The organism is Bradyrhizobium sp. FW305-F6, from assembly GCF_058782905.1.
The window spans coordinates 1,850,738-1,866,022 of the sequence record NZ_JBYSYD010000001.1 but is presented as its reverse complement, the minus strand read 5'-3'; the positions used below and the strand labels follow the sequence as shown (position 1 = coordinate 1,866,022).

Below are 15,285 nucleotides of genomic sequence, written 5' to 3'. Positions count from 1 at the left end.
GGGGGTTGGTTGCTAGAGCGCGGTGACGCGCTCGGGGTCGGCGGAGGCGAGCGCTGCGGCACGCTCGGCCTTGGGCGGATAGATCCAGACGGTGTTGATCTCCTGCTTGGTCTTCTTGGCGACGTCGCCGACCATCTCCACCGTGCGCTCCCAGCCACGCGTGAACAGCGCGCCGGTTTCGCCGAGGTCGAGGCAGGTGACGTAGGCCTTCTGGTGATAGGGTCTGGTCGGAACGCCGAGCAGCTCGGCGGTGGCGTTGTTGCCGGCGAAGGCGCCCATCCGGGTCGCGTGCTGACATGACATCAGCGCGTAATTGCCGACATCGTCACACGCGGCCCGTGCAGCATCGCCCGTCGCAAAGACGCCGCTCACCGAGGGGACGCGAAGATCACGATCGACGAGCAGTCGGCCAAACTGATCGCGTTCAGCCGGGATCTGTGCGGTCAACGGAGCCGCGCGCATGCCGGCGGCCCAGATCGTCGTTTCGCATTCAATCCGTTCACCGCTGGACAACGTGACGCCGGACTTGTCGAGGGAGGCCACTCCGACACCGAGCCTTGTCTCGATGCCGAGTTTGCGCAGTGCCTCCTCGATGATCGGCCTGGCGTCTGCGCCCATATCCGGGGCGATCGTCTCATTGCGGTCGACGATGACCACGCGCAGCCGGGCGTCCTTGCCGAGGATTTCGTGCAGGCGCGACGGCACCTCGGTTGCTGCCTCGATGCCGGTGAATCCGCCTCCTGCGACAACAACGGTATTGCGCCCCTGCGAAGCCGGACGGTTCGCCAGCCCGTGCAAGTGACGATCGAGCGCGATCGCATCATCAAGTTGGTCGACGCTGAAGCCGTGCTCGGCAAGGCCGGGAACGTTCGGGCGAAACAGCCGGCTACCGGTGGCAACCACCAAGCGGTCGTAGGGTAGCTTCTTCCGCGTGCCCTGCGCGGCAGCGACCTCGACGATTCTGGACTTCGTATCGATCGCCTCGGCATGGCCCCTGACATAAACGACGTCGATCGCCTCAAAGACGTCTTGCAGCGGTGCGACCAGGGTCTCGGGGTTCGGTTCGTAGAGCCGAGGGCGAACCACCAGCGTCGGCTCGGGCGCGACGAGCGCGATCTCGAGCTCGTCGGGCGGAACGCCCTGGATGTCGCGCAGCCGGGCGGCTGAAAGGGCGGCATACATACCGGCGAAGCCGGCGCCAATGATGACGATGCGCATGTTGACTGGTCCTTCGAGTTGATTGCGATGAAAACGAGGCTACGCCGTCGCGAACCTGAGCAAGTCGCCGTTGACGATGTTGGGATGGGTCGTGCAGACGCCGTGCGGCAGCAGGTCGTAGATTTTCAGGGTGCTGTGCTTCAGGAGCCGGGCCGACAGCGGTGCGGAGTCTGCGACGGGAACGATCTGGTCGTCGCTGCCGTGCAGGACGAGCGTCGGCACAGCGATGCTCTTCAGGTCTTCGCTGAAGTCCGTCTCGGAGAAGGCCTTGATGCCGTCGTAATGGGCCTTGGCGCTGCCCATCATGCCTTGACGACACCAGTTCCAGATCGTCGCCTGCGAAGGCTGGGCGCCTGGACGATTGTATCCGTAGAAGGGGCCGCTCGCGAATTCGAGATAGAATTGCGGCCTGTTGGCAGCGAGCCGCTCGCGCAAGCCGTCGAAGACCTCAAGAGGCAAGCCACCGGGATTGTACTCGGTCTTGAGCATCAAAGGTGGCACAGCGCCGATGAGCACCAGCTTGGCCACGCGATCGCGGCCATGACGCGCGACGTAGCGCGCTGCCTCGCCGCCGCCTGTCGAGTGGCCGATGTGGATGGCATTGCGAAGATCGAGTTGCTGGACGAGGGCAGCGACGTCGGCCGCATAGTGGTCCATGTCGTGCCCGTCGTCGATTTGGCTGGAGCGGCCGTGGCCGCGGCGGTCATGGGCGATCACGCGAAACCCCTTGCCGAGGAAGAAGAGCATCTGGGCATCCCAGTCATCGGCGCTGAGCGGCCAACCATGATGGAAGACGATTGGCTGTGCGGACTTCGGTCCCCAGTCCTTGTAGAAGATCTTTGCGCCGTCGCTGGTGGTGACAGAGCTTGTGGCGCCGCTCCTGCCGGTCGAGAGGGCCGCGGTCTCCACATCGCTGCCTACTGCGGAGGTGGAGCGGACGGTCAACGACGCCGCGTATAAGAGAGTTGTTGCGAGGATGCTTCGCCGCGAGGTGCTCGCGAGCCGGTTGACAGAGCTGATCAAGGTCATTGCCATTTCCGTTTCAGGTGGGGGGCGCCATGATTCCTAGCGGAACGCATGCGCCGATGCCCCAGCGCGATTGACGCGATTGCAGCGCGATTGCTGCTAACGAGCGCGCCGCCGCCAGTCGCTCGGCGATTCTCCGGTGAGCTTTCGAAACGCGGCGGCGAAGGCGGTCTGCGAGGAGTAGCCGAGCGTGACGGCAATCGAGACGACGGAGGCGTCGGTGTCGCGCAGCATGTTCATGGCCTGCTCGAGCCGGTGCTGGCGCAGCCAGGCATGCGGAGAAAGCCCGGTACTGTCCTTGAAAGCACGGCAGAAGTGAAAGCGCGACAAGCCGGCTTCCGCGGCAAGCGCCGCGAGCGAGACGTCGGCATCACTGTCGGAGCGCAACCGCTCGATCGCTCGAAGCAGTGTTTTCGGCGCCAACCCACCCCTGGCCGGCGCTATCGTGCTTGGCGAGCCGGTGTGCGCAGCCAAAAGACGCGTCGCGAGCAGATCCATCAGTTGCTGTCTGAAAAGCGTATCGAGGGCTTCGTTTCCTTCCAGCACGTCCGCCGCGCTCAGCAATAGTCGGGACGTGACGGGATCGGGATGCGCGGTTCGCTCCAGGAGTTCAGACAGTGCGCCGGCTTCGGCTTCGTCGGCCACGCGCCTCAGCGTTGTCTGCGGAAGGTAGAGCTGAACGACGTCGACGGGTCTTGGAATGTCCCACCGGGAGCTCGATCCCTCCGGAATAATGATCACGACTCCCGGGCGAAACGTCCCGATGGCGCTGTATTGCCCGGATCGCCGCTCCATGCGTTGCACCGCGCCGTTGTAAGCCATGATGACGTGATGGCTCATGGGCGCAACGACGTCGTGCAACGGCTCGTGCTTCCAGTGAGCAATGCCGGCGCCGGAGGAATCCAGCGCCATGCGGAAAGGCACCGTGCCGAGCACGCGGGCCATTTCCGCATCGGCCGCGGGCCGATCGCCTGACGGGTCGCGCCGCACCTGCGACGCGGGGGGGATTTCGCTGCGAGATTCGCGCACAACAACTTTGCTCATGGCTCTGCTCGTGTGAGACCGCGTCGCAGATGCGCGACAAATCGATCATCGTTTCAGCCGCCGCAAAACGGGGCCCAACGGCCGGTCTGGTGATCTTTGCTCAAGGGCTGGATCCGGTCCGAAGACGATCCGTCGAGGTTCCGATGCCGTTGATTTACGGGTTCTAGGCAGTGCGAGGACCTGTGTCTTTCCTGATTCTGCCCTGCATTGCCTGATCCTTCTGCGCGCACGCCGGGCGCGCCTCACGCGCGTGCGTTTGTGAAAAAGACGTGATGTGGACGCCGCGGTCCGGTGGCCCTCACGCCGTCAGGGCACGAGCCGATCATTCTGAAATGCTTGACGGATTCGGACGGGACTTCAATCGGGGGCGGGTGCGACTTCGTCGGTCGTGGACAGCGGTGGGCAAATACCTATATACGACCCTGGGAATGGTATGACGCTGTGGTCTGCTCCACGACCACCCAGGCGAGACATCCGATGACCAGCACAGGCGCGTACGGTGAACGTCTCGGAGCATTGCTCCGCCTTGACGAAGTGCCTCCCACGCTCATGACCCGGTCGCTGCGCAATACCGAGATCGCTGTTACGGAAACCCGAAACGACAATCCGGTGCTGGGTCTGTCCGGTTCGTTTGCTGCGGAAGATGCCTATCTCGTCAGCCTGAAATTGCGCGATTATCCGGAGTGCGAAATCTGGGAACAGGGCCGTCACCTCACGAAGGCCGATGTCCATGCCGGGACGACTTACCTCTACGATCTCAAGGCCGACCCCCGCTACGTGATCGACAAGCCGTTTCACTCTCTGCATTTCTACGTGCCGCGCTCAGCGCTCGATGGTCTCGCCGATCAGTCGGGTGCGCGGCGCATCGATGCGCTCGACTGCAGTCCAGTCGGCCACGACGATGCCATCGTCCGCCATATCGGCGTTTGCTTGGGCGACGGATTGCGCCGGCCGGACGAGGTCAACCAGCTCTTCATCGATCACATGATGCTGGCGCTCACCGCTCATGTCGCGGCGACCTATGGAGGGTATCGGCACAAGTCCGGAACCGGGCGCGGTGCGCTTGCGCCATGGCAGCTCGCGCGCGCATGCGACAAACTCGAGGCGGATCTCGGCGGCAAGGTGCCGTTGCAGGCGATCGCGGCCGAACTCGGCCTCTCCGTCAGCCATTTTTCTCGTGCGTTTCGCGCTGCGACCGGTCTGCCGCCACATCGCTGGCTGCTGCATCATCGCGTGAGAACCGCCAAGCGTCTGATTAGTGAGCGCGGCCTTTCACTGTCCGAGGTTGCTATTTCAGCCGGCTTTGCCAGCCAAAGCCACTTCACGCGGGTCTTCTCCGCGGTCGCCGGTATTAGTCCTGGTGCATGGCGGCGCGATGTGGAGGGAATAACAGGCCCGAAAGGTCAGGCGAACTCGCCTTGCGGCACGAGCGTGATCAACTCATAGCCGACGACGGCGGCGCCGAGACAGCGCCTCCAGGGATTCACCCCGCGCCAAATCTCGTCGGCGCCCCACAGGATGAGGCCGCCTTTCATGACGATGGTCAAACCGAGGCTGGCCTTCCCTGCGGAAGGCCAGATCCAAAGCAGAACGCCCGCAACGATGACGGTCCAGAGAAGAAGATTCGGCCACTGCGCTATGGTGATGGCGCCCGTTTCACGGCTCCGGAAGAACCAGTCGAAGAACCGTCTCATCATCGCCTGGCCGATCAGAGCGCGACCTCACCCTCTTCGCTTCCCTTCCAGTAGGTGACGCGGTTGGCCTTCACCTTGATCAGGACGATGCCTGGCGTGTCGATGCCCTTGTCGAACCACTTGTCCAGATCGCTGGTCCAATGCTGCTGGAATGCGGCCCTGTCCCGGATCAACTCGGCGGTCCCTTCGACGGCGACATAAATCCCCTTCGAGAAGAGGCCGGCTTCCGACGAGAATCCGAGCGCCACTTTTGGATTTCCTTCGATGTCCCGGACGGTCCGGGCTTGTTCGTATGTGAAGTAGTATGACGTGCCGTCGTAGGCGACGTCGCCATTGTTGCTCATGGGCCGGTTGGCGATTTCGCCGTTCTCGGTGTGGGTCGAGAGAATGGCGATGTCTATCCCGGCCATCTCCTTTGCGATCTCGGCGAGCGATGTCTTGGGCATGAACTTTCCTTTCTTGAGCGGGAGCAACGACGGGACAAGACCCATGTTCCCCAAAAAGCAGAGCCAGTGTTTCTCCCGGTTTGCTTCCGCCCAATCGCTGCCACGGATTTGCCCGGCCAAGAGCAGCAGTGGTAACTAGGGGCTGCGACGAAGAGAACACGAAAAGGCGCGAGCGATGGTCTGGGATCCGCAGCAATATCTGAAGTTTTCCGGCCATCGGCTGCGCCCTGCGGTCGATCTGTTGATGCGGATTCCGGATCTGGCGCCGCGCGAGGTCGCCGACCTCGGGGCGGGCGCCGGCAACGTGACGAAGCTGCTCAGGGAGCGCTGGCCGCAAGCCGCCGTGACCGGCGTCGAGGGCTCGGCCGAAATGGTCGCCGCGGGCCGCAAGACGGCGCCTGACGTGGAATGGTCACATCAAGATCTCGGGCATTGGAGTCCCGCCGGGCAGTACGACCTGATCTACTCCAATGCGGCGCTGCACTGGTTGCCCGATCATGCGGCCCTGTTTCCGTCGCTGATGGAGAAGGTGCGTCCGGGCGGCACGCTTGCGGTGCAGATGCCGCGCAACTTCACCGCGCCCTCGCATGTGCTGATCGGCGAGACCGCGCTTGATGGTCCTTGGCGGTCCAAGGTCGCCCATCTCGTCACCCCGCCGCCGGTCGAGGGGCCGGCCTTCTATCACGATCTCCTGGCGCCGATGTCGGCCAGCATCGACATCTGGGAGACCGAATATCTGCAGGTGCTGGAAGGCGAGAACCCCGTGAAGGAATGGACCAAGGGCACCTGGCTGACGCGCTACCTCGACATTCTGCAAGGCGATGAGAAGGCCGCGTTCGAGGCCGCCTATGGAGCGCGGGTCGCGAAGGCCTATCCGAAGAATGCGGCGGGGCAGACGCTGTTCCCGTTCCGGCGCCTGTTCATGGTCGCCCAGCGCAAAGGCTGATGGCACTGCCGCAATGCGGCATGAACGCTCGTTCCGTTGGACCCGCGCGGACGCCGGGTTGCGCAGACGGCGCTCGCCAAGTTAGCTTGGACGTGAGGCCGCAAGGGGGCGTCGAGAAGAACTGACGGCTGCGGCCCAATAAGAACAACACCAACGGTCGGGGGTGGTCGCACGCCCGGCCGTTGCGCTTGAAAAATCCAATCCCGGGGGGACCAATTTGTTGCGCGCGCTGAATCGTTTTCTCGATCATCTCGAGGAGTGGCTGATCGCGACGATGATCGCGGCTGCAACGTCGCTCATCTTCGTCGCCGTGCTGCATCGCTACGGCGCCGGGCTGTCGATCGACATCGCAAAATGGGCGGAAGCGCGAAATCTCGCCTTCCTCGCCGTGCCGGCGCGCGCGGTGTTCGTGTGGCTTGCCGCGCTCGACCTGTCCTGGGCGCAGGAGCTCTGCATCTACATGTTCATCTGGATGGCGAAGTTCGGCGCCGCCTACGGCGTGCGCACCGGCATCCATGTCGGCGTCGACGTGCTGGTCAACCTCCTTCCCGGCGGCTCGCGCCGGCGCGTCATCACCTTCGGCCTGTTGTGCGGTGCTCTTTTCACCGCCATCGTCGGCTATTTCGGCGCCGCCTTTGTCACCCATATGTGGCAGAGCGGCCAGCAGTCCAACGATCTGGAAGCGCCGATGTGGATGGTCTATCTCACCATCCCGCTCGGCTCCGCCTTGATGTGCTTCCGCTTCCTCCAGGTCGCCTGGTCGTTCTACCGCACCGGTGAGCTGCCGCATCACGACATGGCCGGCGTCGAGGGCGTCGAGGCGGACCCCGTGCATCCGGCGCCGGTCACGCGCAGCCAGGTGGTCCGGGACGAGCGCAGCCCGCTCGGCTGGATCCTGATGCTGGTGCCGGTCCTGATCGTTGCCTTGTGCTTCGCTCACGCGGCCCACGTCATCACGCTGCCGCAGGGCCTGCGTGTCTTCATCGTGTTCGCGCTCCTGCTCTCCCTGATGCTCACGGGCATGCCGATCTCGATTGCGCTCGGCCTGACCGTGCTCAGCTTCATGTTCGCGCTGACCGACGTGCGGACGGAGTCGGTCGCGCTGAAGCTGTTCACCGGCATCGAGAATTTCGAGATCATGGCGATCCCGTTCTTCATCCTCGCCGGCAACTTCCTCACTCACGGCGGCGTTGCGCGGCGGATGATCGCATTCGCGACCTCGCTGGTCGGGCATTGGTACGGTGGCCTCGCGCTGTCGGGCGTGGTCGCCTGCGCGCTGTTTGCCGCGATCTCCGGCTCCTCGCCGGCGACCGTGGTGGCGATCGGCTCGGTGATCCTGCCTGCGATGGTCGCCCAGGGCTTTCCGAAGCGTTTCGGTGCGGGCGTGATCACGACGTCCGGCTCGCTCGGCATTCTCATTCCGCCGTCTATCCCGATGGTGCTCTATGCCGTGTCGACCAACAGCTCGGTCGGCAAGCTCTTCATCGCCGGCATCGTGCCCGGGCTTGCGCTCGCCTCGCTGCTCGGAGCGACAACATTCTATCGGGCCTGGCGCAACGACTATCCGAGGATGCCGAAGGCGACCTTGCGCGAACGTCTCGACGCGTTCCGCAAGTCGATTTGGGGCATCCTCCTGATCGTGCTCGTGATCGGCGGCATCTACAGCGGCCTGTTCACGCCGACCGAGGCCGCCGCCGTCAGCGCGGTCTACGCCTTCATCGTCGCGGTGTTCATCTACAAGGATCTGAGGCTGCGCGACGTGCCGCGGGTGCTGCTGTCCTCGGCCAATTTGTCGGCGATGCTGCTCTACATCATCACCAACGCCGTGCTGTTCTCGTTCCTGATGACCTACGAGAACGTGCCGCAGGCGCTGGCGCAATGGATGATCGACCAGGGCCTGGGGTGGATCGGCTTCCTGCTGCTCGTCAACATCCTGTTGCTGCTGGCCGGCAACGTGATGGAGCCGTCCTCCATCATCCTGATCATGGCGCCGATCCTATTTCCGGTCGCGGTCAAGCTCGGCATCGACCCGATTCATTTCGGCATCCTGATGACGGTCAACATGGAGGTCGGGCTGTGCCACCCGCCGGTCGGCCTCAACCTCTACGTCGCCTCCGGCATCGCCAAGATGGGCATCACCGAGCTCACGGTCGCGGTGTGGCCGTGGCTGCTGACGATGCTGGGATTCCTGGTGGTGGTGACGTATTGGCCCGGCCTGTCGCTGTGGCTGCCGCGCATGCTGGGCATGTAGGGGAGGAGACGCCAAGGGACATGGCTAACGGGCGGTAAATTCGTGCGCTCAAATGCTGCATTTGTGCGGGAAGCCCGTTTTACGGATACGCGGTAGGACCATGCCAGCGGATGGGCTGGCATGTTGTTCAACAGAATGGAATCCGGACGGGCATCGATTTCCGACGCCGTCCATTTGGAAGTCATCACGGGCCTTCACGGCACGACGATGCCGACCGTGCTCGCGGCCGCGTGTCAGGCGATGGTCGGCGCCATCACGACCTACGAGACCGGCGACATGGTCACGGCAGCCCTGACGGTCGCCGGTGTCGTGGTGGCCGTTGTCCGCCTGTTTGAAATCATCGCCTTCCGTCGTCGCCTTGCCCGCCCACCGCAACTCGGCCGGGCCGAGGCCGTGCAATGGGAACGGCGCTACATTGCCGGCACCGTTGTAACGGCCCTCGTGCTCGGCGTGTTCGCTGCGCGCAGCATCATGTTGGGCGATGCGCTCTGCTCGGTGATGGCGATCGGCATCGGATTCGGCTTCGGCGCGGGCGTGGTGGCGCGGCTGGCGCTGCGTCCGGTCGCGGCGCTGCTCGATCTCGTCGCGATCGCCGCTCCCACCGCGATCGTCACCTTCATGCAGCCTGATCTGCGCCATGCCGGGCTCGGACTCCTCATTCTCATGTATGTCGTTGCAAGCTTCGAGATGGTGCGCCTCAGCTTCAACGCCTCGATCAACCAGATCACGCTGAAGCGGCAGTTCGAGCAGCTGTCGCGCATCGACCCGATGACGGGCCTGTCCAACCGCTCGGTGCTGGCGACGGACTTGCCCGCCATGCTCGCGGCCGGGATGGTTGCCGTCCATACGCTCGATCTCGACCGCTTCAAGGAAGCCAACGACCGGTTCGGACATCCCGCCGGCGATGCGCTGCTGAAGCAGGTCGCCGGGCGCCTCAAGGCGCTGGCCGGGCCCGACGACCTCGTGATCCGCATGGGCGGCGACGAATTCGTCCTGGTGCAGCGCTCCGTGTCCGACGCAGAGGCGATGGCACGGCGGATCGTGCAATCGATCGGCAGGCCATACGAGGTCGACGGACAGGTGATCGATCTCGGTGCGAGCGTCGGCGTTGCCGTCGCGCCGGCCGACGGCCGAACCGCAGAGGCGCTGTTGTCCCGCTCGGACAAGGCGCTGTATCGGGCCAAGCAGAATCGTGGCGGCTATGTACTGGCCAGCGAATTGCGGGCGGCAGACAACGCCACGGCATCGCGCCAAGCCGTTGAAGGCGTCGCTGCCTAGCAGCATCTCGCTCCATTTCCTTCGTCTGCTCCAATGGCAATCGACCGCAAGATGCGGTTAGATGCCGTGCATCAGGCGGGGAGGAGCAACATGACGGAATCCAGCAGCGAGCCGAAGGACGCATCACCGTCCGTCATCGCGCAGCAAGAGGCCATGCTCGACGCATTGCCGTTTTCCGATACGCGCGACTTCGACGACGCCGCGCGCGGCTTTCTGGGCACGATCGAGAACGCGGCGATCACGAATCCGCAAGGGCGGACGGTCTGGAGCCTCGAGCCCTATGGCTTCCTGTCCGCCGAGCGGGCGCCGCATACGGTCAATCCCAGCCTGTGGCGGCAGTCGCGCCTCAACATGCAGCACGGCCTGTTCGAGGTCGTGCCCGGCGTCTACCAGGTGCGCGGGCTCGACATCGCCAACATGACGCTGATCGAGGGCGACAGCGGCGTCATCGTCGTGGACACCTTGACCTCGATCGAGGGCGCGCGCGCTGCGCTCGATCTGTACTTCAAGCATCGGGGCATCCGGCCGGTCGTGGCGGTCATCTTCACCCATACCCATACGGACCATTGGGGCGGCGCGCGCGGCGTGCTGGAGGAGGATGCGCTGGCAACGGGCCGCGTTCCCATCATCGCGCCGAACCTGTTCATGGAGCACGCGGTCTCCGAGAACATCATCGCAGGGCCGGCGATGCTGCGCCGGGCGCAGTACCAGTTCGGGCCGCTGCTCGCGAAGGGCGTGCGCGGACAGGTCGATTGCGGGCTCGGCAAGTCGATGGCGGCAGGATCGGTCGCGCTGCTGCGCCCCACGGACCTGATCCTGGCGACCGGCGACAAGCGCGTGATCGACGGCGTCGCGTTCGAATTCCAGATGGCTCCGAACAGCGAAGCGCCGGCGGAGATGCACTTCTTCGTCCCGTGCTACAAGCTCTTGAACCTCGCCGAGAACTGCACGCACAATTTCCACAATCTGCTGCCGTTCCGCGGTGCCGACGTCCGCGACGCGCTGGCGTGGTCGAAATATCTCGGCGAAGCCTTGCAGCTCTGGGACGGCAAGGCGGAGGCAATGTGCGGCCAGCACCACTGGCCAGTGTGGGGAACGGAGCGCATCGGCACGATGATCCGGCAGCAGCGCGACCTCTACAAATTCGCGCATGATCAGACCGTCCGGCTGATGAATCACGGCCTCACCGCTGCCGAGATTGCCGAGACCATCCGGCTGCCAAGCAGCCTGGAGGGTGCATGGCACGGCCGCGGCTATTACGGTCATATCCGGCACAATGTGAAGGCGATCTACCAGAAATATCTCGGCTGGTACGACGCCAATCCGGTCAATCTCGATCCGCTGCCGCCGGTCGAAGCGGGACGGAAATACGTCGAGTACATGGGCGGCGCGGAGGCCATCCTGGCGCGAGCCCGCAATGACTTCGACAAGGGCGAGTTTCGTTTCGTCGCGCAGGCGCTCGGTCATCTCGTTTTTGCCGAGCCGGATCATGCGGCGGCGCGCGCACTCCTGGCCGATACGCTGGAGCAGCTCGGCTATGCCGCCGAGAGCGCGACCTGGCGCAACGCCTATCTGTTCGGCGCGCAGGAATTGCGTCACGGCATGCCGAAGGTGCCGGCCCGCCCGCCGATGCCGCGCGAGACGCTCGCGGCGCTGCGTACCGAGCAGCTTTGGGACGTGCTCGGCATCCGCCTCAACGGGCCGAGGGCGGAGGGCAAGCACATCGTGCTGAACTGGCGCTTTTCCGATACCGGCGAGACGTTCGTGCTCAATCTGGAGAACTGCGCGCTCACTTACAGCGAGGGCGTGCAGGCGGAGCGCGCCGATGCCGGCTTCACGCTGGCGCGGTCGACGCTCGACGAGGTGATTGCCAAGCTGACGAGCTTCCCGGAGGCGGTTTCAGCCGGCAAGATCGAGCTCTCGGGCAATCCGATGAAGCTCGCCGAGCTGATGGGACTGATGGACGAATTTCCGCGGATGTTCGAGATCGTCGAGCCAAAGCGGGCGGAGGTGAGGTAGGGGAGGACGCCGTTGGCTCTTTCCTTCTCCCCTTGTGGGAGAAGGTGGCATAGGCGGCCTTTGGCCGCCGTTCACTTAGAACGCCGATGCCGTTGGATCGGCTATGGCGCCGGATGAGGGGTCTTTCTCAACGGAGAAAGTTTTAAATGCGGAGGCAACCCCTCACCCCAGCAAGTATGCGGCCTCGTTCTTGAGCCCTCTCCCACAAGGGAGAGGGCGCTTCGATTGGCAGCCGCGGTGCGGCGGCCGTTGAATTACTCCGCGCTGCTCACCAGCTTGATCCGCGGCGCCTGTCGCTCGGCGAGGCTGCGGTAGGCGGCGAGATAGTCGAGGGCCATGCGCCGCGCGGTGAAGCGTGTCTCGAACTGCTTGCGGATCGCAGCACGGTCCAGTTGCGGAAGGCGCTTAACCACGCCCGCGGCGCTGATGATGTCCTCGACGATGAAGCCGGTCAGCCCTTCGTCGATGATCTCAGGCACCGAGCCGCGGTTGAAGGCGACCACCGGCGTTCCGCACGCCATGGCCTCGATCATGACGAGGCCGAACGGCTCCGGCCAGTCGATCGGCAGCAGAAGTCCGAGCGCGCCGCTCAGGAAGTCCGACTTTTCGTGATCGCCGATCTCGCCGATGAACTCGACCAGCGGATTGTTCTCGATCATCGGCCGGATCAGCTCGTCGTAATAATCCTGGTCCGCGCGATCGACCTTGGCCGCGATCTTCAGCGGAATGCCGCAATGGGCCGCGATCTTGATGGCGCGGTCGACGCCTTTTTCCGGCGCGATGCGGCCGAGCACGGCGAGGTATTCCTGCTTTGCGGGCTTCGGCGTCAGCAGGTTCTCGGGCAGGCCGTGATGGATCGTCGTCACCCAGTTCGCCTGGGGCACCGGCCGCCGCTGCGCATTGGAGATCGAGATGACGGGCATCTTGGAGAAGGTCTTGAAGACCGGCTGATGCTCCGGCAGGTCGAGCCGGCCGTGCAGCGTGGTCGCGAATGGCGTCGGCTGTCGGTGGAACAGCGACCACGGATAATAATCGAGATGGAAGTGGAGGAAGTCGAACTCTTCGTCGTCACATTTCTGCCGCACCCGCTCCAGCAGCACCATGTGGAGCGCATTGGGATCGCGCACGGAACCGTCGAGACGGAGCGCCCTCGGCCAAAGCGCATCCAATTTAGCCGACGTCTGCGAGTCGCCACTGGCGAACAACGTCACGTCATGTCCGAGAGCCACCAGCTCTTCCGTCAACCAGTGCACCACCCGCTCGGTGCCGCCATACAGCTTGGGTGGAACAGCCTCCGTCAACGGAGCTACCTGCGCGATGCGCATCTCACCATCTCCTCTGCGATCATGGAGTTAAAGCCCCCGCCTTGTCTCGGCACCGGCATGCCAGACTGGGAACGTTCTCGCATTTGCGAAGTTCCTTCCCTTGATCGTTACTTCTTCGACACGGTGCAGCGTGGCCCCGATGATGCCATCAGCTCTTCTCACATCGTCCGCATCTGCATGTCGTGATCGCCTGGCCCGGGAACCGAGGCGAACGGTCGATGTTCAGTCGATCAGTAACAAAATGAAATCAGCATAACGGGGCGATAGTCATATGGATCACCTTTCCGGATACGCGCGCAGGCCATTTGCTTTTGTCCTGCGCTATCTTCGGATGCGCATGGCGTCGCATCTGGTGATCCTCACCGCAGTCGTCGGGGCAGTTGCCTGCTCCGTAGGCACCCAGTACGGGGTAAAGTCGCTGGTTGACGCCTTGTCCGCGGGCCCGTCGCAAGGCGGTGGCGTATGGCTGGCATTCATTCTGCTCATGTCCCTGATCGCCGCCGACAACTTCCTGTGGCGGATCGCGAGCTGGACCGCGAGCTTCACCTTCGTCCGGGTCACGGGTGATTTACGGCGTGACATATTTCGTCATCTGACCGGGCACGCGCCGAGCTATTTCTCGGATCGGATGCCGGGGATGCTGACGAGCCGCATCACGGCGACCTCGAACGCGGTGTTCACGGTCGAGAACATGTTCGTCTGGAACGTGTTGCCGCCCTGCATCGCCACGGTTGCGGCGATCGCGCTGATCGGAACCGTCAGTCCTTACATGGCGCTCGGCCTGACCGTGATCGCCGGCGGCATGGTGGCCACCATGTTCCACCTTGCCGCCGCCGGCAAGCCGCTGCATGACGATTTCGCCGACAAGGCCGCCGCCGTCGACGGCGAAATGATAGACGTCATCAGCAACATGCCGCTGGTGCGCGCATTTTGCGGTATTGGCCACGAGCATGAGCGGTTCGATGCGACTGTCAACCGTGAGCTGACCGCGCGAAGCCGCAGCCTGCGCTATCTGGAAAAGCTGCGGCTGCTGCATGCCGTCGTGACGGTGCTGTTGACCATCGCGCTGATGGCCTGGGCCATCACCCTGTGGCAGAGGGGCAGCGCGACCACCGGCGACGTCGTGCTGGTCTGCACGCTCGGCATTTCCATCCTGAGCGCGACGCGCGATCTGGCGGTGGCGCTGGTCGACGTCACCCAGCACGTCGCGCGCCTGACCGAGGCGATCGCGACGCTGCTGGTGCCGCACGAGCTGCGCGATCACCCCGAAGCCGAGCCTCTCGTCAAGAGCGGTGCGGCCATCGCCTTCAACAACGTCACCTTCGGCTATCCCGGCGGCGACAAGATCTTCGAACGATTCAGCCTGCGGCTGCAGCCGGGACAGCGCGTCGGCCTGGTCGGCCAGTCCGGCGGCGGCAAGTCTACGCTGTTCACGCTGCTGCAGCGCTTCTACGACGTCGACGAGGGCAACGTCACCATCGACGGCCAGGATATCGCGAAGGTGACGCAGCTGAGCCTGCGCGAGGCGATTTCGGTCGTGCCGCAGGATATCTCCCTGTTCCATCGCTCCATTCGCGAGAACATCCGCTATGGCCGGCCCAACGCCACCGACGACGAGGTGCTGCGCGCGGCGATCGCAGCGCGTTGCGACTTCGTCGAGAGTCTGCCCGAGGGGCTCGACACCATGGTCGGCGACCGCGGCGTCAAGATGTCCGGCGGCCAGCGCCAGCGCATCGCCATCGCGCGCGCCTTCCTGAAGGACGCGCCGATCCTGCTGCTGGACGAGGCGACTGCGGCGCTCGACAGCGAATCCGAGGAGGCGATCCGCGAGGCGTTGTCGCGCCTGATGCGCGGGCGTACCGTGATCGCGATCGCCCATCGCCTGGCGACGCTGCGCAATTTCGACCGCGTGGTGGTGTTGAGGCATGGCAAGATCATCGAGGACGGCTCGCCCGAGCGTCTGATGCAGGGCCATGGGCCGTATCGTGAGCTGGTCACGCAGGAAATGAGCCGGCTCGCGCAAGCCGCCGCGTAAGTC

12 protein-coding genes and 1 pseudogene are annotated in these 15,285 nt (G+C 64.2%); 7 read left to right on the top strand and 6 right to left on the bottom strand.

All coding sequences use genetic code 11. The features are described from left to right. Window positions 1-12: 12 nt before the first annotated feature. The 3 genes from AC3WLX_RS09025 to AC3WLX_RS09015 all read right to left on the bottom strand — a co-directional run bounded on the left by AC3WLX_RS09025 (window position 13) and on the right by AC3WLX_RS09015 (window position 3,288). Complete coding sequence (locus AC3WLX_RS09025) at window positions 13-1,218, bottom strand: NAD(P)/FAD-dependent oxidoreductase (protein WP_492335557.1); 1,206 nt, start codon at window positions 1,216-1,218, stop codon at window positions 13-15. A gap of 39 nt (window positions 1,219-1,257) precedes the next feature. Beyond that, window positions 1,258-2,247 carry an alpha/beta fold hydrolase gene (locus AC3WLX_RS09020; RefSeq protein WP_492335556.1) on the bottom strand — a complete coding sequence of 330 codons (990 nt, stop codon included), beginning with the start codon at window positions 2,245-2,247 and terminating at the stop codon, window positions 1,258-1,260. Between the two features lie 96 nt (window positions 2,248-2,343). Then, the gene (locus AC3WLX_RS09015; RefSeq protein ID WP_492335555.1) at window positions 2,344-3,288 is read right to left on the bottom strand and encodes a helix-turn-helix transcriptional regulator; all 945 of its coding nucleotides are present in this window, start codon (window positions 3,286-3,288) and stop codon (window positions 2,344-2,346) included. A 477-nt stretch (window positions 3,289-3,765) separates the two neighbouring features. Between AC3WLX_RS09015 and AC3WLX_RS09010 the strand changes: the two genes are divergently transcribed. Further along, window positions 3,766-4,734 (top strand): helix-turn-helix domain-containing protein, encoded by a 969-nt coding sequence (locus AC3WLX_RS09010; protein WP_492335554.1) that lies wholly within the window; start codon window positions 3,766-3,768, stop codon window positions 4,732-4,734. Here AC3WLX_RS09010 and AC3WLX_RS09005 read toward each other — a convergent pair. Beyond that, on the bottom strand, window positions 4,692-4,982 hold the full coding sequence (locus tag AC3WLX_RS09005) for a hypothetical protein (protein ID WP_492335940.1): 291 nt from the start codon (window positions 4,980-4,982) through the stop codon (window positions 4,692-4,694). The two genes, AC3WLX_RS09010 and AC3WLX_RS09005, sit on opposite strands and share 43 nt — an antisense overlap. Window positions 4,983-4,996: 14 nt before the next feature. Then, window positions 4,997-5,428, bottom strand: coding sequence for a pyridoxamine 5'-phosphate oxidase family protein (locus AC3WLX_RS09000; protein ID WP_492335553.1), 432 nt, complete (start codon window positions 5,426-5,428; stop codon window positions 4,997-4,999). Window positions 5,429-5,603: 175 nt separating this feature from the next. On the opposite strand from AC3WLX_RS09000, the gene AC3WLX_RS08995 reads away from it, so the two are divergent. From AC3WLX_RS08995 to AC3WLX_RS08975, 5 genes and pseudogenes are all read left to right on the top strand, one after another. After that, complete coding sequence (locus AC3WLX_RS08995; RefSeq protein ID WP_492335552.1) at window positions 5,604-6,374, top strand: methyltransferase domain-containing protein; 771 nt, start codon at window positions 5,604-5,606, stop codon at window positions 6,372-6,374. A gap of 274 nt (window positions 6,375-6,648) precedes the next feature. Further along, window positions 6,649-7,128 (top strand): annotated as a pseudogene (locus tag AC3WLX_RS08990) (TRAP transporter small permease); the annotation flags it as partial. A 216-nt stretch (window positions 7,129-7,344) separates the two neighbouring features. Continuing rightward, a complete protein-coding gene (locus AC3WLX_RS08985; RefSeq protein ID WP_492335939.1) occupies window positions 7,345-8,625 on the top strand; it encodes a TRAP transporter large permease in 1,281 nt (426 codons plus the stop codon). A 120-nt stretch (window positions 8,626-8,745) separates the two neighbouring features. Next, complete coding sequence (locus tag AC3WLX_RS08980) at window positions 8,746-9,903, top strand: diguanylate cyclase domain-containing protein (RefSeq protein ID WP_492335551.1); 1,158 nt, start codon at window positions 8,746-8,748, stop codon at window positions 9,901-9,903. A 90-nt stretch (window positions 9,904-9,993) separates the two neighbouring features. Next, window positions 9,994-11,922 (top strand): alkyl/aryl-sulfatase, encoded by a 1,929-nt coding sequence (locus AC3WLX_RS08975; RefSeq protein ID WP_492335550.1) that lies wholly within the window; start codon window positions 9,994-9,996, stop codon window positions 11,920-11,922. Between the two features lie 254 nt (window positions 11,923-12,176). Here the strand turns inward: AC3WLX_RS08975 and AC3WLX_RS08970 are convergent, their stop codons facing one another. Then, on the bottom strand, window positions 12,177-13,247 hold the full coding sequence (locus tag AC3WLX_RS08970; RefSeq protein ID WP_492335549.1) for a glycosyltransferase family 4 protein: 1,071 nt from the start codon (window positions 13,245-13,247) through the stop codon (window positions 12,177-12,179). Window positions 13,248-13,518: 271 nt separating this feature from the next. On the opposite strand from AC3WLX_RS08970, the gene AC3WLX_RS08965 reads away from it, so the two are divergent. Further along, window positions 13,519-15,282, top strand: coding sequence for an ABC transporter ATP-binding protein (locus AC3WLX_RS08965; RefSeq protein WP_492335548.1), 1,764 nt, complete (start codon window positions 13,519-13,521; stop codon window positions 15,280-15,282). Window positions 15,283-15,285: the final 3 nt, after the last annotated feature.